General features: G+C 61.6%; 26 protein-coding genes. 20 read left to right on the forward strand and 6 right to left on the reverse strand.

Going from position 1 to position 22,928, the window contains the following annotated elements; translation table 11 throughout:
• Positions 1-36 precede the first annotated feature (36 nt).
• Positions 37-1,311, forward strand: coding sequence for a serine hydrolase domain-containing protein (locus AAIA72_RS12095; protein ID WP_369600574.1), 1,275 nt, complete (start codon positions 37-39; stop codon positions 1,309-1,311).
• Between the two features lie 22 nt (positions 1,312-1,333).
• On the opposite strand, the gene AAIA72_RS12100 is transcribed toward AAIA72_RS12095, so the two are convergent.
• Positions 1,334-1,696, reverse strand: coding sequence for a hypothetical protein (locus AAIA72_RS12100; RefSeq protein ID WP_369600575.1), 363 nt, complete (start codon positions 1,694-1,696; stop codon positions 1,334-1,336).
• A 219-nt stretch (positions 1,697-1,915) separates the two neighbouring features.
• Between AAIA72_RS12100 and frdA the strand changes: the two genes are divergently transcribed.
• The 10 genes from frdA to AAIA72_RS12150 all read left to right on the forward strand — a co-directional run bounded on the left by frdA (position 1,916) and on the right by AAIA72_RS12150 (position 11,394).
• A complete protein-coding gene (gene frdA / locus AAIA72_RS12105; protein ID WP_369600576.1) occupies positions 1,916-3,685 on the forward strand; it encodes a fumarate reductase (quinol) flavoprotein subunit in 1,770 nt (589 codons plus the stop codon).
• A gap of 12 nt (positions 3,686-3,697) precedes the next feature.
• Entirely contained in the window at positions 3,698-4,474 is a 777-nt protein-coding gene (locus AAIA72_RS12110; protein WP_369600577.1) for a succinate dehydrogenase/fumarate reductase iron-sulfur subunit, read from the forward strand.
• A gap of 1 nt (position 4,475) precedes the next feature.
• Entirely contained in the window at positions 4,476-4,859 is a 384-nt protein-coding gene (locus AAIA72_RS12115; protein WP_369600578.1) for a fumarate reductase subunit C, read from the forward strand.
• A 10-nt stretch (positions 4,860-4,869) separates the two neighbouring features.
• Positions 4,870-5,211 (forward strand): fumarate reductase subunit FrdD, encoded by a 342-nt coding sequence (gene frdD / locus AAIA72_RS12120; protein ID WP_369600579.1) that lies wholly within the window; start codon positions 4,870-4,872, stop codon positions 5,209-5,211.
• 64 nt (positions 5,212-5,275) lie between these two features.
• Positions 5,276-6,562 carry an isochorismate synthase MenF gene (locus AAIA72_RS12125; RefSeq protein ID WP_369600580.1) on the forward strand — a complete coding sequence of 429 codons (1,287 nt, stop codon included), beginning with the start codon at positions 5,276-5,278 and terminating at the stop codon, positions 6,560-6,562.
• 1 nt (position 6,563) lies between these two features.
• Positions 6,564-8,249 carry a 2-succinyl-5-enolpyruvyl-6-hydroxy-3-cyclohexene-1-carboxylic-acid synthase gene (gene menD, locus AAIA72_RS12130; protein WP_369600581.1) on the forward strand — a complete coding sequence of 562 codons (1,686 nt, stop codon included), beginning with the start codon at positions 6,564-6,566 and terminating at the stop codon, positions 8,247-8,249.
• An 11-nt stretch (positions 8,250-8,260) separates the two neighbouring features.
• On the forward strand, positions 8,261-9,106 hold the full coding sequence (menB, locus tag AAIA72_RS12135) for a 1,4-dihydroxy-2-naphthoyl-CoA synthase (RefSeq protein ID WP_369600582.1): 846 nt from the start codon (positions 8,261-8,263) through the stop codon (positions 9,104-9,106).
• A 7-nt stretch (positions 9,107-9,113) separates the two neighbouring features.
• A complete protein-coding gene (locus AAIA72_RS12140) occupies positions 9,114-10,031 on the forward strand; it encodes an enolase C-terminal domain-like protein (RefSeq protein WP_369600583.1) in 918 nt (305 codons plus the stop codon).
• A complete protein-coding gene (locus AAIA72_RS12145) occupies positions 10,019-10,630 on the forward strand; it encodes an AMP-binding protein (RefSeq protein ID WP_369600584.1) in 612 nt (203 codons plus the stop codon). The genes AAIA72_RS12140 and AAIA72_RS12145 overlap by 13 nt, the downstream gene beginning before the upstream one ends.
• Positions 10,631-10,686: 56 nt before the next feature.
• A complete protein-coding gene (locus tag AAIA72_RS12150; RefSeq protein ID WP_369600585.1) occupies positions 10,687-11,394 on the forward strand; it encodes a hypothetical protein in 708 nt (235 codons plus the stop codon).
• Here the strand turns inward: AAIA72_RS12150 and AAIA72_RS12155 are convergent.
• Positions 11,382-12,614 carry an OmpP1/FadL family transporter gene (locus tag AAIA72_RS12155; RefSeq protein WP_369600586.1) on the reverse strand — a complete coding sequence of 411 codons (1,233 nt, stop codon included), beginning with the start codon at positions 12,612-12,614 and terminating at the stop codon, positions 11,382-11,384. The two genes, AAIA72_RS12150 and AAIA72_RS12155, sit on opposite strands and share 13 nt — an antisense overlap.
• A gap of 432 nt (positions 12,615-13,046) precedes the next feature.
• On the opposite strand from AAIA72_RS12155, the gene AAIA72_RS12160 reads away from it, so the two are divergent.
• Together AAIA72_RS12160 and AAIA72_RS12165 are read left to right on the forward strand one after the other, a co-directional pair.
• Positions 13,047-13,259, forward strand: a complete 213-nt coding sequence (locus AAIA72_RS12160; RefSeq protein WP_369600587.1) for a hypothetical protein — start codon at positions 13,047-13,049, stop codon at positions 13,257-13,259.
• Positions 13,260-13,375: 116 nt separating this feature from the next.
• A complete protein-coding gene (locus AAIA72_RS12165; protein WP_369600588.1) occupies positions 13,376-13,618 on the forward strand; it encodes a hypothetical protein in 243 nt (80 codons plus the stop codon).
• A 6-nt stretch (positions 13,619-13,624) separates the two neighbouring features.
• Here the strand turns inward: AAIA72_RS12165 and AAIA72_RS12170 are convergent, their stop codons facing one another.
• Positions 13,625-14,722, reverse strand: coding sequence for an SMP-30/gluconolactonase/LRE family protein (locus AAIA72_RS12170; protein ID WP_369600589.1), 1,098 nt, complete (start codon positions 14,720-14,722; stop codon positions 13,625-13,627).
• Positions 14,723-14,938: 216 nt separating this feature from the next.
• Between AAIA72_RS12170 and AAIA72_RS12175 the strand changes: the two genes are divergently transcribed.
• The 3 genes from AAIA72_RS12175 (at position 14,939) to AAIA72_RS12185 (ending at position 17,173) form a co-directional block, all read left to right on the forward strand.
• The gene (locus tag AAIA72_RS12175) at positions 14,939-15,355 is read left to right on the forward strand and encodes a hypothetical protein (protein WP_369600590.1); all 417 of its coding nucleotides are present in this window, start codon (positions 14,939-14,941) and stop codon (positions 15,353-15,355) included.
• The gene (locus AAIA72_RS12180; RefSeq protein ID WP_369600591.1) at positions 15,273-15,980 is read left to right on the forward strand and encodes a hypothetical protein; all 708 of its coding nucleotides are present in this window, start codon (positions 15,273-15,275) and stop codon (positions 15,978-15,980) included. The genes AAIA72_RS12175 and AAIA72_RS12180 overlap by 83 nt, the downstream gene beginning before the upstream one ends.
• 143 nt (positions 15,981-16,123) lie before the next feature.
• Positions 16,124-17,173 (forward strand): hypothetical protein, encoded by a 1,050-nt coding sequence (locus tag AAIA72_RS12185; protein WP_369600592.1) that lies wholly within the window; start codon positions 16,124-16,126, stop codon positions 17,171-17,173.
• Positions 17,174-17,439: 266 nt separating this feature from the next.
• Here the strand turns inward: AAIA72_RS12185 and cadR are convergent, their stop codons facing one another.
• Positions 17,440-17,847 carry a Cd(II)/Pb(II)-responsive transcriptional regulator gene (cadR, locus tag AAIA72_RS12190; RefSeq protein ID WP_035566955.1) on the reverse strand — a complete coding sequence of 136 codons (408 nt, stop codon included), beginning with the start codon at positions 17,845-17,847 and terminating at the stop codon, positions 17,440-17,442.
• 95 nt (positions 17,848-17,942) lie between these two features.
• Between cadR and AAIA72_RS12195 the strand changes: the two genes are divergently transcribed.
• Genes AAIA72_RS12195 through AAIA72_RS12210 form a run of 4 tightly spaced genes read left to right on the forward strand, consistent with a single transcriptional unit; the run spans position 17,943 to position 21,148 of the window.
• On the forward strand, positions 17,943-18,839 hold the full coding sequence (locus AAIA72_RS12195) for a cation transporter (RefSeq protein ID WP_369600593.1): 897 nt from the start codon (positions 17,943-17,945) through the stop codon (positions 18,837-18,839).
• 3 nt (positions 18,840-18,842) lie between these two features.
• Positions 18,843-19,355, forward strand: a complete 513-nt coding sequence (gene lspA, locus AAIA72_RS12200; protein WP_004863699.1) for a signal peptidase II — start codon at positions 18,843-18,845, stop codon at positions 19,353-19,355.
• A 21-nt stretch (positions 19,356-19,376) separates the two neighbouring features.
• Entirely contained in the window at positions 19,377-20,666 is a 1,290-nt protein-coding gene (locus AAIA72_RS12205) for an ISL3-like element ISPpu12 family transposase (protein WP_369600594.1), read from the forward strand.
• 2 nt (positions 20,667-20,668) lie between these two features.
• Positions 20,669-21,148 carry a reverse transcriptase domain-containing protein gene (locus AAIA72_RS12210; RefSeq protein ID WP_155132451.1) on the forward strand — a complete coding sequence of 160 codons (480 nt, stop codon included), beginning with the start codon at positions 20,669-20,671 and terminating at the stop codon, positions 21,146-21,148.
• Here AAIA72_RS12210 and AAIA72_RS12215 read toward each other — a convergent pair.
• Positions 21,063-21,923, reverse strand: coding sequence for a LysR family transcriptional regulator (locus AAIA72_RS12215; RefSeq protein WP_011783503.1), 861 nt, complete (start codon positions 21,921-21,923; stop codon positions 21,063-21,065). The two genes, AAIA72_RS12210 and AAIA72_RS12215, sit on opposite strands and share 86 nt — an antisense overlap.
• On the reverse strand, positions 21,917-22,927 hold the full coding sequence (locus tag AAIA72_RS12220) for a phosphonate dehydrogenase (RefSeq protein ID WP_369600595.1): 1,011 nt from the start codon (positions 22,925-22,927) through the stop codon (positions 21,917-21,919). Before AAIA72_RS12220 ends, AAIA72_RS12215 begins: the two co-directional genes overlap by 7 nt.
• Position 22,928 lies beyond the last annotated feature (1 nt).

A 22,928-nucleotide genomic window follows, 5' to 3' on the forward strand; every position in this document is an offset into this window, starting at 1 on the left:
TAATGCCGGATAACCCAAACAACACGTCAGGAAGTCATGATGCAAGCCCTTCTGCGCAATGCGTTTCACCTGGCCGATACGGCCATGCCTCTGGATGAGATCACTGCCCGCGATGCCACCACCGAAGTGGCACCGGAAAGCCTGGGTCTGGACCCGAAAGCCGTGGAGCGGATCTGGGATGAGCTGGTCGCCCTGTACCGGACCGGCACCCAGCCGGCCATTCAGGTCTGCCTGCGCTACAAGGGCGAGATTGTCATGAACCGGGCCATCGGTTGTGCACGCGGGGGCGGCCCGGACGACCAGGGCAGGGAACCACGCATTCCCGTCAGGACGGATACCCCGTTCTGCCTGTTTTCCGCTTCCAAGGCCATCACCGCCATGCTGGTGCACAAGCTGGCGGAACAGGGCAAGATCAACCTGCTGGACCCGGTAGCCTTCTACCTGCCCGAATTTGCCAAGCGCGGCAAGGGCAATATCACCATTCATCAGATTCTCTCCCACCGGGGCGGGATTCCGGGGTTGCCCACCAAGGGGGTGTCCCTGGATACCCTGTATGACCCGGAAGAAGTCTGGCGCCTGCTCTGCGATGCCGAGCCCATTGCCGTGGACGGAGCCAAGCTGGCCTACCACGCGATTACCGGTGGCTTTGTACTGGGGCGGCTGGTGGAAAAGGTGACCGGCATGACAATGCGCGAGTACATCCACCAGACCCTGGTGGAACCCATGGGCATGACCTACATGAATTTCGGTCTGCCCGAGGATCAGATTTCCCACAGTGCACGCAACTACGCCACCGGACCGGACACGCCCTTCCCGCTTTCCTGGATTGTCCGGCGTGCGCTGGGTGCGGACATGCGCACGGCAGCGGAAGTGTCCAACGATCCGCGCTGGTTCGGTGCGGTGATTCCGGCTGCCAATATCTATGCCACGGCGGAGGAAACCAGCCGCTTCTACCAGATGATGCTGAACGAGGGGCGCTGGGGGCGGCGGCAGGTGTTCCGGCCCATGACCATCCGTCGCGCGGTGCATGAGTTCGGGACCTGCACGCTGGACCGTACCATGATGATTCCCATGCGCTACAGCGCCGGCTTCATGCTGGGCATGGATCCGGTGGGCCTGTGGGGTGCGTATTCGGGCCGTGCGTACGGGCACATCGGTCTGATCAACAAATTCTCCTGGGCTGACCCGGACCGTCAGCTCGCTGCCTGCGTACTGACCTCGGGGCTGTGCCTCGTGTCGCACCATGTGCCCCATCTGGTCAGGCTCATCGGCAGCATCAGCAGTGCCTTTCCGTCCCGGCGCGTGAGCTGACGCGCTCTCGGCGGGCAGGGAATCAGTCCGGCTCGGTCCAGTTGGGCTGATTCTTCTGCTGTTCGAGAATCAGGATCACATTGCGCAGCAGCGCCTTCAGCCTGGTCTGGGTGGAGGTGCGCTCCACCACGCTGTCCACCTTGTTGTTCAGGCGGATCAGCTTGGTGTGCAGGTAGGGCATGTCCAGGGTCACCATCTCGTAGGGATAGTGATGATCCTGAATGCTGAGCTTGTTGAGTTCGGCCATTTCGGCGTTGAGAATGCTCAGCACGTCATACAGCGTATCCTTGTTTGCGATGGATGACGCTTCCCAGTAGGCACTGTCCAGCACTTCGATCAATGCGTTGAACTCGCGTACGGCATCCGAAATAGTGGCGGGTGTCATGATTCTGTCCTGTGTCCGAAACCTGTTTCTGAGTGTAGCAGCGCTGGCGGGATTGTGCCTGTCTGACTCAGATTGACGCAGGTCAACTTCAGGTCAAAAAACGGGCAGAACCATGGCGTTTGTAGTTTTTTTACCGACATAATCGGCGCATACTGGATCTACCTCTCAGGTGGTATCCGCCTGAATTCCATTGTCTGACCCCACGGAGGTGCCCAGCCGATGCGCATCGTCAAGTCGGATCTCGTCATTGTGGGCGCGGGTGGTGCAGGATTGCGCGCTGCCATCGCGGCTGCCGAGCAGGATCCCAACCAGAATATCGCGCTCCTGTCCAAGGTCTATCCCATGCGAAGCCATACCGTTGCCGCCGAAGGTGGCGCAGCGGGGGTGGTGTCCGAGGAAGACTCGCTCGAAAACCATTTCCGGGATACGGTCGCCGGCGGCGACTGGCTCTGCGATCAGGAAGTGGTACGGATCTTCGTCGAGAACATCACGCCGGAACTGGTCCGCATGGAACACTGGGGTTGTCCCTGGTCCCGTCATCCGGATGGCCGTATTCAGGTCCGCCGCTTTGGTGGCATGAAGATCCCCCGGACCTGGTTCGCGGCGGACAAGACCGGGTTTCACATGCTTCATACCCTGTTCCAGACATCCATCAAGTTCCCGAACATCAACCGATTTGACGAATACTTCACCACCGATCTGCTGGTGGAGGACGGACGGGTTCAGGGTGTCCTGGCCATCGAGATCAAGACCGGTGATCCGGTTGTGTTCCTGGCGCCGGCAGTCATTCTGGCCACCGGCGGTTCCGGGCGGCTGTTCCGCTTCAATACCAACGGCGGCATCGTGACCGGAGACGGCATGGCCATGGCCTTCCGTGCCGGCGCGGCCCTGCGGGACATGGAGTTCTTCCAGTTTCACCCCACGGGTCTGCCCGGCAGCGGCATCCTGATGACCGAGGCCTGCCGGGGCGAAGGCGGCCTGCTGCTGAACAAGGACGGCTACCGCTACCTGCAGGATTACGGTCTGGGCCCGGAAACTCCCGTCGGCCAGCCGAAGAACAAGTACATGGAACTGGGCCCGCGGGACCGTCTCAGCCAGGCCTTCTGGCACGAGCGCCGCAAGGGCCGGACCATTTCCACCGAGCTGGGTGAAGTGGTTCATCTGGACCTGCGTCATCTCGGGGAAGCCTACATCAACGAACGTCTCCCCCTCATCCGTGACCTCTCCATCAAGCTGGTGGGTGTGGATCCGGTGAAGGAGCCGATTCCCGTTCTGCCGGTCGCGCACTACACCATGGGCGGCATCCGCACCGACAAGCATACCGCCACGGATCTGCCCGGCCTCTGGGCGGCCGGCGAATGCTCCAGTGTGGGCATGCACGGTGCCAACCGCCTGGGCTCCAACTCCCTGGCCGAGTTGCTGGTGTTCGGGCGCATCGCCGGCGAACAGGGTACCGCGTTCAGCAAGGAAAACGGTCTGACCAACGAGGCCGCGCTGGTGGAACAGGCGAAGGAGCGCCTGGCGCGTATCGAATCCATCCGCGCACGCAGCGGTGAGGAGCGGGTCGGTCGCCTGCGCAAGGAAATGGCGAAAACCATGGATGACCTCTTCGGTATCTACCGGGTGGGCGAAGAAATGGAGCAGGGACTGGCCAGGCTGCGCGAACTCAGGGAACGGTTCCAACACATTGGCATTGATGACAAGACCGGTCCCTTCAACACCGACCTGCTGCTGGCACTTGAGCTGGAAGCCGGACTGGATGTGGCCATGGCCGTGGCGGTATCTGCGCTCAACCGCAAGGAAAGCCGCGGTGCCCATCAGCGCCTTGACGGGTACGAGAAGCGCGATGACGAGCATTACCTGGCCCATTCCGTGGCCTGGTATCGCGGTGATCAGGACCCTGAAATTGAATATCAGCCTGTCAACATCACCACCTTCCCGCCCGCCGAAAGGGTTTATGGTGCGGCAGGCGAGAACGCGGATCATTGAGGGGGTGAACAGATGAGTCAAGGCAACGTCACCATAGAAATTCTGCGCTACCACCCGGAAACCTGCCCCGAGCCCCGGTTCGGCCGGTTCGAGGTGCCGTTCCGCAAGGAATGGTCCATTCTCGATGCCCTGCAGCACATCAAGGAAGAACTGGACGGATCGGTGGTGTATCGCTGGTCCTGTCGCATGGCCGTCTGCGGTTCCTGCGGGATGGTGATCAACGGCACGCCCAGGCTGGCCTGCGAGACCTTCCTTCGGGATTTCGGGCCGGGCAGCACCATCACGCTGGAACCCCTGAAGAATTTTGCCATTGAACGGGATCTGGCGGTGGATCTGGAAGACTTCGTCGAGAAGCTGGAGCGCGTCAAACCTTACATCGTCGATGCCGGCGCTGCACTCAAGAAGCCGAAACACAAGTCCGAACCGCCGAAGACCGGTGTGGGCGAGTTCCGCCAGACGCCGGAAGAACTCGGGGTGTTCAAGCAGTTCACCATGTGCATCAACTGCCTGCTGTGTTACTCAGCCTGCCCGCAGTTCGGCCTCAATCCCGACTTCATCGGGCCGGCCGCTCTGGCCCTGGCGCACCGCTACAATGCGGACAGCCGTGATCTGGGCGTGGAAGACCGCAAGCCGATCCTGAATGAAAAGGACGGCGTCTGGACCTGTACCTTTGTCGGTTACTGTTCGGAGGTCTGTCCCAAGCACGTGGATCCTGCAGCGGCCATTCAGCGTGAGAAGGTCAATGGGCTGATGGATTGGGGACTGTCAAAACTTGGAGGAGGGCGCTGACATGGCACGCAGAACTTATAAGGACAAGATGCCCCGTGATTGGTTCCTGCAGAACAGCTTCTACGTCCGGTACATGATCCGGGAAGCCACCAGCGTATTTATCGGGCTCTGGATGCTGAATCTGACCTTCGGGCTGATCCGCCTGAGCCAGGGTGAGGCGGCATGGAATGCATGGGTGGCCCTGCAATCCGATATCTGGATGATTGAGTTTTCAGGGATCACCCTGGGCATGGCCCTGTACCATACCTGGACCTGGTTCGCCATCTCGCCGCGCGCCATGCCTGCCCGCATCGCCGGACGCAAGGTGGATCCGGCTCTGGTGGCCAGGGGTCAGTGGGCCGGGTTTGTGGTCGCATCCGTTCTGGTCCTGTGGATACTGCTCTGAGGAGGCCGACATGAAGTGGAAACACAATGAGCCGTTTTTCTGGGGGCTGTTCGGCGCCGGTGGAGTCGTCTCGGCCTTTGTGGTGCCGGCACTGGTGCTTGCCCTGGGCCTGCTCGGTCCGCTCGGGCTGTCCGGTGACACGCTGACCTATGCACACATGAAGGCGCTGGTGGACCAGCCGCTCATCGCCCTGATCCTCTGGGGCGTGGTGGCCCTGACCCTGTGGCACTGTGCCCACCGGGTCTTTCACGGTCTCCATGATCTCGGCTTTCATCCCGGTGCGGTGGCGCGGGTGTTCACCTACGGTGTCGCTGCGCTGGTCACGGTTGTGCTGCCCCTGTATTTGTTCTGACGAAAGTCAAAAAACGGTGCAGGGGTCCATGCTAGACTTGGGGTGAATCAGAGGTGGAGCGGGTATGCCCCGGATGACGGCAAGACAGCTTGATACATGGCAAGGCCAAGTGCCCCGGCAGACGGTGGTACCGGTGCCGTGTTGCGATCTGAAAACCTGGCTCAAGCGACAACGGGGTTCGCATCGCTTCTATTTTCAGGATCGCACCCACGAAGTGGAAATTGCAGCCGTGGGCCAGCTCTGGCGCACGACGGACACCGCACTGGCCCGTCGCGCCCTGGCACAGATGCAAGCCGGCATGTCCGGATCCGATCCGGCCACCGCACCCCGGCTGCTGGCAGGGGTGGCCTTTGACCCGGCCACGGCCTGGGCCGCCTACGGTGCCCGGCGTTTCTGGCTCCCCGAAGCGGAACTGCGCCGGGTGGGGGAGCGCACCTGGCTCATTCTCTATCACCGGGACAGCCTGCCCGCACCCCAAGCCTGGCTGCCGGAACCCAGTGCCATTGCCGAGCCGCCGCTGCAGCTGGACATGCCCCTGGTCACCCTGCAGCATTCCGTTTCCCGGGCCGACTGGGCGCGTCGTGTGGACCGGGTGCTGGAACAGATTCGGCAGGGGCGGCTGCACAAGGCCGTGCTCTCCCGTTGCACCCGTGTGCGCCCGGCGGTGGCCGTGGAGGGTCTGGACTGGCTGCGCTTCTGGGGGACACGCAATCCCGGCTCCTACCAGTTCTGGTATGCACCCCGTCCACAGGACAGCTTTTTCGGGTGCTCGCCGGAGCGCCTCTTCCGGCTTCAGGGGACCGAACTGCGCACGGAGGCCCTGGCGGCCACCATTGCCCGCGGGCAGGATCCCGAGCAGGATCGCCACCTTGCCCGGACACTCCATCAGGATGACAAGTCCCGGCGGGAAAACGACTGGGTCGCGCAGGCCATCCGGGCGCAGCTCGCCACGTTGTGTTCCGGTCTGGATGTGGCGGAAAGTCTGGACACGGTGCGGCTGAGCCGCATCCAGCACCTGCGCCGGCGCATGGGCGGTACACTGCGGCCGGACCGGGATGCCTTTGACGTGCTCGACGCGCTGCATCCCACGCCGGCCGTGGCCGGCACGCCGACGGTGGACGCACGCGCGCTCATCCGTGAGCTGGATGGTTACCCGCGCGGCTGGTATGCCGGTGCCATCGGCTGGGTGGGTGCGGACGCCGCCGAATTCAGTGTGGCCATCCGCAGTGCCCGCCGCTGTGGTGCGCAGCTCTGCCTGTACACGGGTGCAGGCATTGTGGACGGATCGGACCCCGATCGCGAATGGCAGGAGCTGGACGACAAACTGGCCAGTCTGCTGCCGGAGGTCTGATTTGGCGATCAGGCTGGATATCCCTTCCCGTATCTGGGCCGCCTGGGTGCTGCAGTGGTGCCGGGCGGCCGGCATGCGCCATCTCTGTCTGGCACCGGGTTCCCGTTCCACGCCCCTGGTACTGGCCGCGGAGGCGTTGGGCTTCGAGCATCACCTGCACTGGGACGAACGTGCCCTGGGTTTCTACGCCCTGGGGCTGTCGCGTGCCCTGGGTGAACCCGTGGGCGTGGTCACCACCAGTGGCAGTGCCGTCGCCAATCTGGTGCCGGCCTGGGTGGAAGCCTTTCAGACCGGCATTCCGCTGATCGCCCTGACCGGCGACCGGCCGCCGGAGCTGCATCACTGCGGCGCCAACCAGAGCATTCCCCAGGCGGATCTGCTGGCGACCTGTACCCGGGCGCGTCTGACGTTGCCGCCCTTTGATCCGGAGGAGGACCCGGACAGTCTCCGCGACCGTGTAGCGACCGTCCTGCAGGCGCTGGCCGAGGGGCCGGTGCACCTCAATCTCATGTTCCGCGAACCCTTCTATCCGGATGCGGATGATCATCAGGCGCTGCCATCCGGCTATCCGATCGCGCCGCCGGCGTGGCAACCATCGCCCCCCATCCGCCCGCCCATGCCGGCTGCGCTGGAAACCTGGCTGCAGCAGGACCTCCCCCTGTGGGTCGTGGCCCTGGACGGCTGCCGGGACGCGGTGGACGACATCCTGAAACTGGCGCCCCACGCACGCCTGCTGGCGGACATCCAGTCCGGCCTCCACGGCCATCCGGGTGTGTATGCCGGTCTCGACCGGCTGCTGGCCGACGAACAGGTGCAGGCGGGTCTGGAGGCCCCGGCCCGGGTTCTGCAACTGGGCAGCCGGCCGGTTTCCAAACGCCTGACCCAGTGGCTGGCGCGACGGCCGGCAGGCACGCTGGGGATTATCGCCCCGGATGCCCATCCCACCTGCATCGGCCACAATGCCGCCTGGCACTGGCGTGTGCCGGTGGCAAGCGGTGTTTGGGCACTGGGTCCGCGCATCCGCACCCGAAAGCCGGACCCGCTGTTTGTTCCGCCTTCGCGGCCGGCACCCCCGCCTGCCCGGACGAGTGACTGGACCGAGATCGAATGGCTCCAGGCCGTCCAGGCACGGTTGCTGGAGCGGCAGGCGCCCGTGTGCTGGTGGGTGGGCAACAGCCTGCCCATCCGCCTCATGGATACGTTTTCCCTCACGCGACCGGCGGGAGGCTGGGATGTCCGGGCCAATCGCGGCGCCAGCGGCATCGACGGGCTGATTGCGACCCTGGCCGGTCTGGCCCGGGCGGAACCGGATGGCCCGCCCGTTCTGGCGCTGATGGGCGACCTCTCCGCCCTGCACGACCTCACCAGCCTGCATCTGCTGGCCAGGTGCACGCGGCCGGTGACGCTGGTGATTCTCAACAATGATGGCGGCGGCATTTTCCGCTGGCTGCCGGTACCCGATGATCCGGTCATTGCGGCCCGTTACCGCTGTGCCCACGGTCTGGATTTCGGGCAGGCCACGGCCATGATGGATTTGCCCTGGATGGCCCTGGAGCCGGGTCCGGATGCGGTGGATCTGGTGTGTGAAACACTGGCCGATCCGGGTACCCGTGTGATAGAACTGCGTACCGATGCGGACCTCAGCCATGCGCGCTGGCAGGCCCGGATACCCTACATTTCAAACTGAAAGGAAGAGACATGACCGACACTCTCGACGCACCCGTGAGCTGGCAGGACTTCAGCGAAGGCTATACGGACATCGAATACCACAAGTCACCGGAAGGAATCGCAAAAATCACCATCAACCGCCCGGAAGTGCACAATGCCTTCCGTCCCCGAACCGTGATGGAAATGTCCCGGGCGCTGGCGGATGCCCGGTATGATTCCGGTATCGGCGTGATCATCCTCACCGGCAAGGGCGACAAGGCCTTCTGCTCGGGCGGTGATCAGCGTGTGCGGGGAGATCATGGCGGCTACGTGGATGAACAGGGTACCCATCACCTGAACGTGCTGGACTTCCAGCGCCAGATTCGCACCTGTCCCAAGCCGGTGATTGCCATGGTGGCCGGCTGGGCCATCGGCGGCGGGCATGTCCTGCATGTGATGTGCGACCTGACCATCGCGGCCGACAACGCCCGCTTCGGCCAGACCGGCCCCAAGGTGGGCTCCTTTGACGGTGGCTATGGTGCCAGCTATCTGGCGCGAATCGTGGGGCAGAAGAAGGCCCGGGAAATCTGGTTCCTGTGCCGGCAGTACGACGCACGGCAGGCACTGGATATGGGGCTGGTGAACACCGTCGTTCCGCTGGCGGAGCTGGAACGCGAGACCGTGAAATGGTGCCGGGAAATCCTGCGCAACAGCCCCATGGCCATCCGTTGTCTCAAGGCGGCCCTGAATGCGGATTGTGATGGACAGGCCGGCCTGCAGGAGCTGGCGGGCAATGCCACCATGCTGTTCTACATGACGGAAGAAGGCCGGGAAGGACGCGATGCCTTCCTGGAAAAGCGCCCGCCCGACTTCGGCAAGTTCACCCGCAATCCCTGAAGGCGCCATGACGCCCGATCGCAGCCTCTGGCGCTACCGGATTCCCTGCCGGCAGCCTCTGCCCCTGCCGGCCGGACCGCTGACCGTACGTGAGGGGCTGGTACTGGTGGAACAGGACCGGTTCGGGCAGGTGCGGGCTGCCGCCGAAGCGGCTCCCCTGCCCGGATTCAGTGGCGAAACACTGGATGAGGTCTCGGCAGCGCTGGGCCAGGCGCTTGCCCGCACCGGTCAGTGGCCACCGGCGAGTCCGCTGCCGTCGGTCCAGTGGGCCCTGAGAACGCTGCGCACCGGAGCCGGCATGATCCCGGCTGATACGGATGTTCCGGTGGCCGGCTTTGGCCGCCACCGTGACAGCGGGATCATCAAGGTCAAGCTGGGGCCGGACCTTCAGGACAACCGCCACCGGATCAGTCAGGCGCTGGCCACCGGAGCCCGGCTGCGTCTGGATGCCAATCGCCAGCTGGATGTCCGTCAGGCCCTGACACTCTTTTCGGCCTTGTCGCCTGACCGGGTGGATGGTGTGGAAGAGCCCTGCGCCGGTCTCGAAGAGAGCCTGCGTGTCTGTCAGCGCACCGGGCTGCCGCTCTGGCTGGATGAATCCACCCGGGAATGCCCGCCTGACGAACTGCTTCGCATCTTGGCCGGGATGGGCGCGGATGCCCGTGCCATCGCGGCGGTCGTGCTGAAGCCCATGCTGCTGGGTGATGCGCTGGACGCCTGGCTGGAGGCTGCCGGACAGGCCCGGTGGCGGGTGATTCTCAGCAGTACCTACGAAAGTCCGGTGGGGCTGGCGGCGTTGCGGCATCTGGCCGCCCGGATCGCCCCGGATGACGTGCATGGCCTGGACACGGCCCATCTGTTTGCCTGTACCCTGCCCTGGCCACCCGAACCCGGCCTGTACTGGAGGCGGCTATGGCCGCAATGATCGGCTGTCCGCTGGCAGCAGGAGCCAGTGCCTGCCCGGGGGCACCGGCACTGGTGGGCGCGGACGGCAGCGTGCACAGTTACCGTCAGCTTCATGAGGTCTGCATCCGGCTGGCCAACCGCCTGCCCGACTGGCCGGCAGGCACGCGGGTGGCCCTGGTGGAGCCGGACCGTGCCCGGCTCGTCCGCCGGATTGTGGCCTGCTGGTATCGGGGCTGGGTTGCCGTGCCGCTGGATCACCGCATGTCGGAACAGGCCATGGCAGAGGTGTGCGCGCAACTGAGGCTCCGCCGCTGGCCCCGCTTGTCTGACGGGACTGGCGGCTCCGGAGCCGGGCGCCGCAAGCGCGTTGAGACCGGCCCGACACTGCAGACCTGCTGGCGTGCCGACCAGTGTGCCACCATGACGCTCACCAGCGGCAGTACCGGCGCGCCCAAGGCCGTGCTGCACACCTTCGGCAACCACGCGGCCAGTGCGGCCGGGTTGCGTGCCGCGCTCAATCTGTCGTCTGACACGCGCTGGCTGCTCAGTCTGCCCCTGTTCCACATTGGCGGGCTGGCGCTGCTCTGGCGGGTCTGGTCTGCGGGGGCGCACTGGTAGCCCCTGCCGGGGCACCGGACACTGACCTGCAACGTGGTATCACCCATGCCTCGCTGGTGCCGGCACAGGTGCTTCGCCTCGGCACCCCACCCCCGGAACCGGTGGCGGACACCCTCATGCTGGGCGGTGAAGCCGTGAGCCGGGACGTCTTCGCCAGGGCGGCACATTGGGCGCGCCGCGTGGTTGTCAGTTACGGTTGCAGTGAAGCCACCTCCACCATCGCCCTGGCGGACAGCGCCGGGGGTGGTTTCGCATGCCTGCCCGGCCGGGAAGTGACCATTCGGGAAGGCGCTGTCTGGCTGGGCGGGCCGGTACTGGCCGCCGGGTATTGGGATGGCGAAGCTGTGACGCCCCTGGATACGGGGTCGGGCTGGCGAACGGGAGACGGCGCCGAATGGCTGACCTTGGGCCGGCAGTTCCGGCTGACCGGCCGGCTGGACCGGCGGTTCATCTCCGGGGGCGAGAACATTCAGCCGGAAGCCATCGAGCGCGTACTGCTGCAATGCCCCGGCGTGGAGCGGGCGGTTGTGGTGCCGGTGACGGATCCGGTGTTCGGGCAGCGCCCGGTGGCGTTCATCCACCCGGCCGGAGGTCTGCGGGAAACGGAGCTGGCTGCCGCCGTGCGGCAGGCTCTGCCGCCGTACATGTGCCCGGAGGCCTGGCTGCCCTGGCCGGATCCGGCGGTGCTGAAACCGCCGCTGAAGGTCTGGCAGCAGCTGGCCGAAGCCCGGGCTGCCAGACCGGAGGGGGATCAGAAGCGGTAGTTCACCTGAGCGGAGAACAGATGGCCGTTGCCTTCGGAATTGCCGGTGAAGGTGGTGCCCAGACTGGATGTATTGCTCAGGGTGACGGAATCACCATCCACATAGGCATAGCCCAGATCAACGCCCAGTTGCGGGTTCACGGCAACGGAGGCACCCAGGCTGTACCAGACGCGATCGGAATCGGGAATGCTCAGCGAGCGGTATTCCGGTTTCACGGGGGATTCGTCGAAGGCCCAGCCGGCACGCAGGGTCACCGTTTCATTCAGGGTATAGGTCGCCCCCAGGCTGTAGCGCACGGCGTCATCGTAATACTCTTCCTTGACCAGTACCGGACCGACTCCTTCAACATGGGCGGTCAGCACATCAAAGGAGTGCCAGCCGGTTTTCAGGATGCTGGCGTGTACGGCCAGTTTGTCGTCATAGCGATGGAACACGGACAGTTCCAGCTGGGAGGGCAGGGTCACAGATAACGTGCCGATACTGTCGATCCTTGTATTCGATCCAACAAGCATGGATACATCGCCATCAAAACCGATATGGACGTCAGAGCGGTAGGAGACGCCCAGCCGGGTCATGGGGGAGAACTCCCAGAGCATGCCCAGGTTGTAACCCCAGCCATCGCCATCACCTTCCAGTCCAAAGATCTTGCCTAGGGCGGTTGAGCTTGTAGTCAGCTTCGCATCCGCCTTCACATAGCTGATCCCTGCCCCCAGACTGAGCTGGTCCGTGACCCGGTAGGCCACGTTGGGGTTCAGGCTCAGGGTCACGATCTCCGTTTCGTCAGCAAACTCGGTCAGATTGCTGCTGTCCGCATAATCCGTGGACAGGCCGTAATAGGTGGTGGCCGACAGGCCCACGCGCAGGCGCTCACCTACCGGCTGCACGTAGTAGAGGGAGGGTACCCACTCTGACGGGGCCACACCATCCTCATCAATGGTCAGTGTGGCAGGGGGCATGACAGAAGTCTTCTGGCCCGTGATGGTCACATCCGGGTCAACGTAGGTGACAACAGCCGAGACAGAGGCGCTGTCCAGCAGGGTCATGGCCGCGGCATTGGTGGCCAGGGTGCTGGCATCATCGGCAATGGCGGCCTCACCGGCGTTGGCCCGGCCGATACCGGCAGCACTGTGTTCACCCACCTGGAAACTGGCGGAAAAGGCGGGCAGGCTCAGGAGCAGGGCGCTGCCTGCAAGGAGACGACGCTGAAATACAGAAGACATACAACCTCAACCTCATGTCATGATGTTTTTGGGGTGCCCAGCATGGCACCAAAAAGAGGACGAAGTATGAATACGGGTCAATTTATTTTCAATAAAAACCGCATTGAAGCGTTATGATTCCCGTGATCAGCGACCCGAAGGGCAAAACGAACCGACGCTCAGGTACGGCAAGTGGAAAAAATGACGTGAAGCAGGTTGAATCTGATCACGAACTGTGATTTCCTAGCAATGCGTGCCTGGCCCGAGTGCGGCATCCCGGGTGAATTTAACGGGGTGGCTCAGATGACATCTGTCTGACAGTCCGCCTGGAGCCGGGCGAAGAAAAAACAGGAACAGTGACGTCCCGGGAAGTGACGAGCTGTTCATGAATCTTGATTCACATAATGCCCGTGTGGCAGAATTGTACTGCGCCGAACAGAACAGGGATGACCCATGAAAAAGCACGCCTTCAACGCTCAGGCGTTTACCCGGCAGATTGCCGAACAGCTGGAAATGGAAGTGGACGATCTGCGCCAGCGCATTGCCCGTCTCACCAACAGTGACCGTCCTGCCGACCGCATGATGGCAGAAACCTACAAGCGCCTGCTGGAAAGCCGGGAATCGCTTGTCAGGGAATGCCGTGGCAACTACCGGCTGGGTGCCTGATACCGGTATCCCGGATACAAACGGTTACATTAACCGGTTTTCTCTGTGCGCCTGTTCACATCCTGAACGATTGTACCGGGTGTAAGCTGAATCCGTAGTCTGACGGAGGATGCAGCATGAACACGCTCGCCGCGCAGTATGAGCGTCTGATGCGCGAACTGGAACAGCTCAGAGAAGAGCTGCGGGCCATTGAAGCCACACCCTGCCCGGACCTGTCCATGGTCCGTTTCTACCAGAACCTGATCGAACGCCATGAAGCCGTGATTGACGCCGTCCGCCCGCATCTGAAACCCGCGGAAGTGTGGCGTCTGCGGCGCTGGGGCACGGAAGAGCCGTCCGGTACCCTGCGGGACTGCTGAAGCGGATCAGCGGCCGGACAGCGCACGAACCTCGGCCGGCACCGGGAGCCGCCCGATCCGGTCACCGTGCAGGCTGCCCGTCAGGATGTGATCGCCCGCCTGCTGAACGGAAGTGACTTCCCAAAGGTGCGCCCCGGAGGGATCCTGCAGGGTGGTCACCACCTTGCCCTGCTCATCCAGCGCCACCACAAAGCCATACCTCACCGGTTTGGGCTGCAGGGCTTCAGGCAGGTTCAGCGCCACCCGCTTCAGCCAAGGATGCGGATGCATGGCATCCAGCGCCGCATTGCGTGGTGCATACAGCGCCAGCCAGAAGGCCCCCTGGCGGTTGCCGGAAATGCCGTCCGGAAAACCGGGCAGATTGTCGATGAAGACGTCGGACGTGCCCGCTTTCGGCCCCTTGAGCCAATAGCGGGTGACCCGGTAACGCCAGGTCTCGTTGACCAGCACATAAGACTCGTCGGAGGACAGTGCCACACCATTGGCGAAGTACAGCTCCCGGAGCAGGACCCTGGGCGGACGGCCATCCGGGTACCAGGCAATCAGGCGTCCCCAGGGGCGGTTTTCCATCACGTCCAGCTTGTAGTCATCCACGCCCCAGCGGCTGCTGGCATCACTGAAATACACGGTGCCATCTGACCCGATGTCCAGATCATCGGTGAACCCCAGGGGGACGCCGTCCACTTCCGTCAGCAGCGTCTCCAGACCCGACTCCGGGTGGTAACGCAGCAGACCGTTGATGGCATCCGCGATCACCAGCCGGCCCTCGGCGTCGAAGTGCAGTCCCAGTGGCCGGCCACCGGTATTCACCCAGGTGGTGACCTGGCCGCCGGGGGTGATCCGTACCACCCGTCCGTCCGCCAGGCCCGCGTAGACGTTGCCCTCCGCATCTTCGTCCACATCTTCAGGGCCCTGAACCTGACCTCTTGCCAATAGTTCGGCATCGGCCAGCCGGTGATTGGGGGCCCAGACGCCGGTCAGTGCCGGAGCAGGCGGTGGCGTCCAGGGCACCGGGTCAATGGGGACGGGGCGCAGCAGCATCAGTGCCAGCACAAACAGCAGCAGCGGGGGAATCAGCCAGAAGGCGGAACGGGGCAGCATCATGTCGGTCTTCCTTGCAATCTTGTTGTTATGCGGTCAGTGTGCCCGCCTCCTGTGGGCGATGCAAGAGGCGGATCTATAAGGAAAGTTCTCCCCCGAATGGGTGAATGTATAAAAATTTTTACACCGCTAGACTGGAAATGAACCTGTTTTGACCTGTGCAGGCCAGGGAAGGTGCGCTAGCGTGAACAGATAAAATAACAACAACACGGGAAGCGCATGAACCGACACCTGATACTGGCCGTACTGACGGTCGGGCTCTTTCTCGCCGTCATTGAGCTCGTGGACAGCACCACCGAGCCGGCCGTGGTGGCCAGTGGCCCGGTCCCCGGCCCTTCGGATCCGCTCAACCTGCCGGATGAAGCCCCGGGCGCGGGCATTCCCGTGAAGCCCGACCGGCAAATGCCCCCGTATCCGGCGGCTGATGATCCGCCCGATGCCATCTTCACGGACATGCGCATGGAACTGGACCAGGTTGCCGAGGCTTATGCCCGGGCTTCCCGCTTTCCCCCTTTCCCAGCCCCTCTACAGTGCCGACGATGTGGCCCGTTTCATGCCCGAGACACCGGCGCAAGTCAGCCTGCCCTTTCCCCGCGAGGATGGCCGTCCGCCAGTTCAGGTCAGTGTCCGGCTTGACCGTTACCAGTATTTCCCCGGAGATCCCCTGCGCTGGCGGCTGGAGGTGTCTGATCCCGAGGGTTCCGGCCCCTGGCAGGTACGGGTGAAGGCAGAGAGTCTCGAAGGTGAGACGCTGGTGGCGGAAACGGCCATGCCGGAATCGGACGGTGGCCAGCTCAGCGGTATGCTGGTGTTGCCCGAACCGCTCGACAATCAGGCGGCCTATCATCTGGTTGTGCAGGTTCAGGGCGCGGACGGACGCTATCTGGTCGCTGCACCCTTCCGGCTCAGTCAGGCGGTCGCACGCATCACCGGGCTGGCCTGGGCCGCGCCGGATGGCCCCTGGCTTCACATTGCACTGAATGCGCAGGTTTACCGCCCCGGCTACTACTTCGTTTCCGCCAACCTCTACAGCGAACAGACCGGCGAGCCCCTGGTGCATCTGGAAAGCGAGCAGCGCCTCGGCGCGGGCACCCGGGAGGTGCTGCTCAAGGCCCATGCCAGCGCCCTGAGGGAGCGGGGTGATGGGGGCCCTTATCTTCTGAAGAATATTCGCCTCATTCGCGGTGCGGAGGAGGGGAAACCGACGATCTGGCCGGGCAGCCCCCGGAATCCCCGGTCGGGATTCCCGCTTTTGATCTGAACAGCTACGCAGACACGCCCTGGGAAGACCCGGAGGCAGCCGAACGCGTGGCCTTTCTCAAGAAACTTGCAGGTTCAACACAGGAGCCGTAACCCATGGAGTGAAGAACCACAACCACTAACCCACACAGGAAACACAAGGCAATGAAAACAACAATAAGAACTTTTCTGGCATGCCTGGCCTTGCTCAGCATGGCTACGGTCACCCAGGCCAAACTGGCAGGTAAGAACGTCGTTCTGGTGCACGGATTCCGTGCCACGGATCTGCGCGACCACCCCGGAACCAGTCAGCTCAAGTCCCTCGCCAATCAGTACTGGCAGGCCTACTGGGGCGCCCGGGCGGAAGCGGTGATCTACTGGTCTTCGGATCAGCGTGTCAGCGGTGTGATCAAGGATCAGGTCAAGGCCCAGTTCAAGGCGCTCGAGAGTGCCGGAACCTGTGCCAGCGGCTGCGTGATCGTGACCCACTCCACCGGTGACCTGGTCACCCGCTATGCCCTGTCCAAGCTGGGACAATGGGGCATCAGTACCAGTCGCTTCAGGATTCTGGCGGTACTGGACTTTGCCGGCGCCGGCGGCGGCACTGAAATCGCCGACACGGCGGTGGCGGTTTCGGAAGGCTCCGGCTGGGTGAACAGCGCCATGAAGGCGGCGGTCAACACCTTCATGGGGTTTACCCCCACCAAGGGACAGATGGGCGTGTTGTATGATCTCCAGCCGGCCAATGCACGCAATCTGGCCACCGGCAGCAACAGCTACCCGCGCCTGCGTTTTGCCGGGACCGGCTGGCAGTATGCGGGAGTGACCAAACCCTTCATCTCCGGTGCGGATGACAGCGTGGTGCCCCTGCACAGCGCCTGTGGTGCCGCCAGTCAGGGGAGCTACGACTCCTGCAGCAAGAGTGTGCAGCCCAATGGCGTGATCACCAGTGTCAGCAAGGCACCGGGCAGCCTGTGGTACAACCATTATGCCGTGCTGATGGGTGAAAAGACCAACCATGGGGATGCCATCAGCAACACCACGGGCAACGAGCTGACCACCGTATCCAACAACTTCAGCCGCAACGGCATCACCGTGGACTTTGCCACCACCACATCCACCAAATGGTGGAGCTGGGGCAAGCAGGTGCGCTGGGTGAAGAACGGTTCCAGCTACAGCATGTCCGCCAATGTCTACAACACGCTAAATAACTGATTCACAATGGCCTTTTCAGGCCGGGCGCCAAGGATGGCGTCGCCTGTCTCCTTTTTGCGACAATTAACCCATTGAAATAACAGCGCTTTTCATTTTGCCCCTCGTGATGTCTCCCGACGGGGACATTCAGGCATGTCCGTTCGGCGTCCTTTTTTTGGAAGATCCTGAAAAACTTTTTAGGGTAAGCGGATTAAATGGTTGATCTTACCTTTGCATGAGAGTGAGGCAGACCGGCATCTCATCGGATTATCTGGTTGATGCTTCACCTACTGCTGGTGCATGTTTCCTTCGCTAATTCCAGCAAGAACCCCACACGCCTCAACTTCCCGGTCATCGTTGCAACTCGCTCTCAGTGAAACGAGTTGTTTCTCAAGCGCTTGCAGAGCGGTTATCTGCGACCGCACATGAGAGATGTGATCATCGAGCAAGGCGTTGACGGCGGTACAAGGCTGATGAGGGTCGTCCTGATAGCTCTGTAGTTCGTGAATCTCAGCCAGTGACAGGCCCAGGATTCTGCAGCGACGGATGAAGGCCAGCCTCTCACCATGCTTCTCGGTATAGACACGGTAACCGTTGTCCTGCCGATCAGGCGGCGGCAACAAGCCCTGCTGTTCATAGAAGCGGATCGTCTGTGTTTCGACCCCTACCAACTGCGCCAACTGACCAATGCGCATCAGGTTCCTCCGCAACGGATTCTCTACGCTATTGACATTATAGCTACTATATAGTTTTAAATGAAAACCCGATCACATTCAAGTGGAGTCATATCATGAGTAAAAACTGCGGAGGCCCCTGTGGCGACCATGCAAGGCCTGCGGCGGATACCGATATGCAGGCCTCCTCCGAGGCGCCAGGGAGATGGGTCAGTGTTTATGCCGTGCCGAAGATGGACTGTCCATCAGAAGAGCGCATGATTCGCCTGGCCCTGAACGGCGTTGAGGGGATTCGGGCACTGTCCTTCGACTTGTCGAACCGCCGGTTGAAGGTCGTGCATGACGGCGAGGCTGAGCCCATTACCGCGAAACTGGCGACCTTGGGGCTAGGCGCCTCGCTTCAGGAAACCGTCGCTGCAAATCCGGAGACCATCAAGGCCGCCGAGTTTTCGGCAGCTTCTGCTAAGCAAGAATCCGGGACCCTGCGCTGGTTGCTCGGCATCAATGCACTTCTGTTCGTGGTGGAAATGACTGCCGGTCTGATCGCCCAGTCCACCGGCCTGATTGGAGAATCCCTGGACAATTTTGCCGATGCGGCGGTGTACGGGCTTGCCCTTTATGCGGTTGGACATAGCGTGAAAATGCAGGTACGTGCCGCGCATCTTGCTGGTGTACTGCAACTGATCTTGGCTGTGGGCGTGCTCGTAGAGGTGGTGCGACGCTTTGTATTCGGTAGTGAGCCTGAATCGCTGATGATGATGGCGATCGCATTCGTCGCATTGATTGCCAATACCAGTTGTCTGCTGCTCATATCCAAACATCGGGAGGGCGGGGCGCACATGAAGGCAAGCTGGATATTCTCGGCCAACGACGTGGTGATCAACCTGGGGGTCATCACCGCCGGCGCTCTGGTCGCGTGGACCGGGTCCAATTATCCGGATCTGATTATCGGCACCATCGTGGGGGGCATTGTACTTAACGGTGCCAGACGCATTTTGGCGTTGAAGGGTTAAATAATGCTCATTATTGGCAAAAAGCTCTCGCCGTATGCCCTATTGTCCATATCGGGCCTGCTGGCAGCGTCTGATCAGGCCGTAAAATGGCTGGTGCAACAATCAATGGCCTATGGCGAGTATGTTTCGGTGACCCCGTTCTTTAACTGGGTGCACCTATGGAACACCGGTGCCGCATTCAGTCTTTTTGCGAATGGTGGAGGCTGGCAGCGCTACTTTTTTATCGGAATCGCGGTAGTGGTCTCGATTTTTCTGATCAAGCTGATCCTTGAAAATCGTCATAAAGGAGAAGCCATCGCTTACAGTCTTATCCTCGGTGGCGCCATGGGCAACCTGATTGACCGGGTCTTTCGCGGCTATGTTGTGGATTCCTTTGATTTCTATTGGCGAGACTGGCATTGGCCGGCCTTCAACCTGGCTGATATTGCAATTGTCCTCGGTGCCTTACTTTTCGTTTCCAGCAGCTTGTTGGGTAAAAAAGCAAACACCAATGCCGAGCCGGATGGATCTGACTGACACCTACGCCTATACAACACCATGACCGAACTTCCCGACAACATCCTTCACCTGCCGCAATACCAAGTACTGGGCTGCAAATCAACCGACGACGAAATGCACTTCCAGGTGGACGTGCCCGATCCCATCGCCTGCGAGGAATGCGGCGTGCAGGGTGAGTTCGTACGGTTCGGCAAGCGTGACGTTCCCTATCGTGATCTGCCCATCCACGGCAAGCGGGTCACTCTCTGGGTGGTCCGCCGCCGATACACCTGCCGGGCCTGCAAGACAACATTCAGGCCCCAGCTACCGGAGATGGTGGACGGATTCCGTATGACACTGCGGCTGCATGAGTACGTGGAGAAGGAATCCTTCAACCACCCCTACACCTTTGTGGCGGCACAGACCGGCCTGGACGAGAAGACGGTGCGCGACATCTTCAACGCCCGCGCCGAGTTCCTGGGGCGCTGGCACCGCTTCGAGACGCCCCGCATCCTGGGCATTGACGAGCTATACCTGAACAAGCGCTACCGCTGCATTCTGACCAACATTGAGGAGCGAACCCTGCTCGACCTGCTGGCCACCCGCCGCCAGGACGTGGTGACCAACTACCTGATGAAGCTGAAAGACCGGCAGAAGGTCGAGATCGTCAGCATGGACATGTGGAACCCCTACCGGGCAGCGGTCAAGGCTGTGCTGCCCCAGGCCCGTATCGTGGTCGATAAGTTCCATGTGGTGCGCATGGCCAACGATGCCCTAGAGAGAGTGCGCAAGGGCCTCAGAAAGGAGCTGAAACCGTCCCAGAGCCGGACTCTCAAGGGAGACCGGAAAATCCTGCTGAAACGCGCTCACGAAGTCTCAGACCGGGAGCGCCTCATCATGGAGACCTGGACAGGCGCGTTCCCGCAACTGCTGGCCGCCTACGAGCACAAGGAGCGCTTCTACGGCATCTGGGACGCCACCACACGGCTCCAGACAGAAGCCGCCCTGGACGAGTGGATAGCCACCATCCCGAAGGGCCAAAAGGAAGTCTGGAGCGATCTGGTCAGGGCAGTGGGAAACTGGCGCGAAGAGACCATGACCTACTTCGAGACGGACATGCCCGTCACCAACGCTTACACGGAGTCCATCAACCGACTGGCCAAGGACAAGAACCGTGAAGGGCGCGGTTACTCCTTCGAGGTGATGCGGGCACGAATGCTCTACACCACGAAGCACAAGAAGAAGGCACCGACTGCGAAGGTCTCTCCTTTCTACAAGAAAACCATCGGTTACGGACTGCCGGACTTCGCAGAGGAACTCAACTACGGGGTCGATCTATCAACCATCTGAGGATGATCTCAGGTTGGTGGGGTGGGGGTGCCCCATCAACCATTAAATCCGTATACCCGTTTGATCATATTGATCATGAGCTATTGCTCAAGGCTCTTGACCACCATTGCTCTGAATCCTGGGTGCTGCTGTATGTGAGGCGCTGGCTAACGGCACCGATGCAGACGAAAGATGGTAAGCAGGAACGACGGAACGTTGGCACACCACAAGGTGGCCCGTTATCGCCAGTTCTGGCAAACCTGTTTCTGCATTATGCATTGGATCGTTGGCTGACCGTTCGTCATCCGGATATCCCATTCTGCCGATATGCAGATGACGGAATACTGCGTTGTCGAAGTGAGCGTGAGGCTCAGTATCTGCATTCCCAGCTAGATATGCGTGAGGTGGACCCAATAGCTATTCACAGAGATGCCCAACAAACGAGTATACTGGCCTGTGTTTGTCCAGGCTGCTCGGATAAATCACCATCAGCTCCTTGCTAAGGCCAGGCTCACTCACGGGAATAGCCACCAGACTTCCATTTTGGACCTCCTCCCGTACAGAACTTTCAAGCACCAACGATGCGCCAAGTCCGACCTTAACCGCTTGCTTGACGGCTTCGGTGCTACCCAGCTGCATAGATACCGTCGGAAATGGCCCATGCTCACCGAAGTAGGTCGCCAAAAGCCGGCCAGTGCCGGTGCCGGGTTCGCCGCCGATCAGAGCCATGTTAGACAGCGTATCGCGGTCGATATCGGTTCGACGGGCTAACGGGTGACCAGGCGGAACGATTAGAACAACGGGCTCGTTACGCCACGCCTGAGCATGGAATCCGGGTAGATCATGCCACCACTCCATAATCGCCACGTCCAGCTCACCGTCCGATAAATGCCGTGCAATAGTCGGATTGGAATCTATTACCACATCCACCTCGGGCCCTACGCCCAGCTCCTTGTAACGACGGATGTAGGGCTGGAGCATATAAATCCCAATATTGGAGCTCGCCCCAACGCGAAGTCGAGCCTCCATAATGGAAGATCTCGCCTGCTCCTCCAGCCGGAGCAGACTTCGGGCAAAAGGCAACAAGGTTAAGGCAGCCCGGGTTGGCTCACAGCCAGAGCGCCCCCTGTGGACCAATAAAACGCCAAGTTGGTTTTCGAGTTTTTGAAGGTGCTGGGACAGTGTGGGTTGTGCGATGTCCAACTGGCGGGCTGCGGCCTGAAACCCGTTGTGGTCCAGCACCGCCACGAAACTCTTCAGCCAGACAAGATTCAGCATGGGCCGCTCTCGCGGCCACTGGGATCATTGATCGCATCATCCGGCCGCTCACCCCGAAGCACTTGCAGAATGTTCCGAGCAGCGCGTTGCTCGATAGCCAGACGCACCTGGCTGACTGCCGATCCGATGTGAGCAGTAAACAGCGTGTTGGGGTGGGCCCTGAGCCCCTGGGCGATCTCCCTCGGACGATCTTCTCTCGCCCAATCTTCCATCTCAAACACATCAGCGGCGTACCCCCCCAACTGACCGGATTGAAGCGCTTGCAGAACACTACCCTCATCCACCACAGATCCACGGCAGGGATTGATAAGGAATGCGCCCGGTTTCATTCCTGTTAGCGTTTCGCGATTAATGGTGTGGAGGGTTTGCTCATTGAGCGGCAGTGCCAGGATCACAATATCTGACTGGGCCAGCAGCATCTTGAGGGGAGTATGGGACAAACCCAGTGCCTGCTCATGCTGCACGGGTAAACGTTCCGGCTGGGAATAGATTAAATCCGCTCCCCATCCGTTCAGGCGCTGCGCCACCGCTTGGCCGATGGCCCCCATACCCACAATACCAATCCGTGAGCCTTCGATCCCCTGCCCATAGAAGCGTGGTGTCCAGCCAGTAAATTCACCGGATCGAACGAAGTGGTCCGCCGCCTTGACTTGTCGGGTGAGACTGATCGTCAGCCCGACCGTTAGCTCTGCAGTAGGCACGGTTAGCAAATCCGGTACAAATGTCAGCCAAACCCCATGACGCGTGCAGGCATCCACATCAAAGTTGTCATAGCCTTTCAGGGCTGCACCAATCACCTTCAAGCGCGGACACCCCTGTAGGAACTCCTCTCCAACTCGGTCTGGCATGAACGCCATCATCGCATCAGCGTCTGCAACGCGCGCAGCCACTTCCTCCTGGGGCAACGTGGCGCCGGATTGGTTGGTGACCAGCTCGCAATCTTGGGCAAGTTCATCCAGAACACTGTCATGGATCTTATGGGTTATCACAACCTTGGGTTTCATA

Origin of the sequence: Thermohahella caldifontis (assembly GCF_041153465.1) — a bacterium.
In the GTDB taxonomy this organism is placed as follows: Bacteria; Pseudomonadota; Gammaproteobacteria; order Pseudomonadales; family Oleiphilaceae; genus Thermohahella; species Thermohahella caldifontis.

Coding starts and splice junctions, on each gene's coding strand:
- AAIA72_RS12180 (WP_369600591.1), top strand. CDS start 15,273: ATGCCCGAGACACCGGCGCAAGTCAGCCTGCCCTTTCCCCGCGAGGAT.
- lspA (WP_004863699.1), top strand. CDS start 18,843: ATGCTCATTATTGGCAAAAAGCTCTCGCCGTATGCCCTATTGTCCATA.
- AAIA72_RS12220 (WP_369600595.1), bottom strand. CDS start 22,927: ATGAAACCCAAGGTTGTGATAACCCATAAGATCCATGACAGTGTTCTG.
- AAIA72_RS12125 (WP_369600580.1), top strand. CDS start 5,276: ATGCCCCGGATGACGGCAAGACAGCTTGATACATGGCAAGGCCAAGTG.
- AAIA72_RS12140 (WP_369600583.1), top strand. CDS start 9,114: ATGACGCCCGATCGCAGCCTCTGGCGCTACCGGATTCCCTGCCGGCAG.
- AAIA72_RS12160 (WP_369600587.1), top strand. CDS start 13,047: ATGAAAAAGCACGCCTTCAACGCTCAGGCGTTTACCCGGCAGATTGCC.
- AAIA72_RS12145 (WP_369600584.1), top strand. CDS start 10,019: ATGGCCGCAATGATCGGCTGTCCGCTGGCAGCAGGAGCCAGTGCCTGC.
- AAIA72_RS12185 (WP_369600592.1), top strand. CDS start 16,124: ATGAAAACAACAATAAGAACTTTTCTGGCATGCCTGGCCTTGCTCAGC.
- menB (WP_369600582.1), top strand. CDS start 8,261: ATGACCGACACTCTCGACGCACCCGTGAGCTGGCAGGACTTCAGCGAA.
- AAIA72_RS12215 (WP_011783503.1), bottom strand. CDS start 21,923: ATGCTGAATCTTGTCTGGCTGAAGAGTTTCGTGGCGGTGCTGGACCAC.
- AAIA72_RS12110 (WP_369600577.1), top strand. CDS start 3,698: ATGAGTCAAGGCAACGTCACCATAGAAATTCTGCGCTACCACCCGGAA.
- AAIA72_RS12205 (WP_369600594.1), top strand. CDS start 19,377: ATGACCGAACTTCCCGACAACATCCTTCACCTGCCGCAATACCAAGTA.
- AAIA72_RS12115 (WP_369600578.1), top strand. CDS start 4,476: ATGGCACGCAGAACTTATAAGGACAAGATGCCCCGTGATTGGTTCCTG.
- AAIA72_RS12155 (WP_369600586.1), bottom strand. CDS start 12,614: ATGTCTTCTGTATTTCAGCGTCGTCTCCTTGCAGGCAGCGCCCTGCTC.
- frdD (WP_369600579.1), top strand. CDS start 4,870: ATGAAGTGGAAACACAATGAGCCGTTTTTCTGGGGGCTGTTCGGCGCC.
- AAIA72_RS12210 (WP_155132451.1), top strand. CDS start 20,669: ATGATCTCAGGTTGGTGGGGTGGGGGTGCCCCATCAACCATTAAATCC.
- AAIA72_RS12175 (WP_369600590.1), top strand. CDS start 14,939: ATGAACCGACACCTGATACTGGCCGTACTGACGGTCGGGCTCTTTCTC.
- AAIA72_RS12095 (WP_369600574.1), top strand. CDS start 37: ATGATGCAAGCCCTTCTGCGCAATGCGTTTCACCTGGCCGATACGGCC.
- AAIA72_RS12170 (WP_369600589.1), bottom strand. CDS start 14,722: ATGATGCTGCCCCGTTCCGCCTTCTGGCTGATTCCCCCGCTGCTGCTG.
- frdA (WP_369600576.1), top strand. CDS start 1,916: ATGCGCATCGTCAAGTCGGATCTCGTCATTGTGGGCGCGGGTGGTGCA.
- AAIA72_RS12195 (WP_369600593.1), top strand. CDS start 17,943: ATGAGTAAAAACTGCGGAGGCCCCTGTGGCGACCATGCAAGGCCTGCG.
- AAIA72_RS12100 (WP_369600575.1), bottom strand. CDS start 1,696: ATGACACCCGCCACTATTTCGGATGCCGTACGCGAGTTCAACGCATTG.
- cadR (WP_035566955.1), bottom strand. CDS start 17,847: ATGCGCATTGGTCAGTTGGCGCAGTTGGTAGGGGTCGAAACACAGACG.
- AAIA72_RS12165 (WP_369600588.1), top strand. CDS start 13,376: ATGAACACGCTCGCCGCGCAGTATGAGCGTCTGATGCGCGAACTGGAA.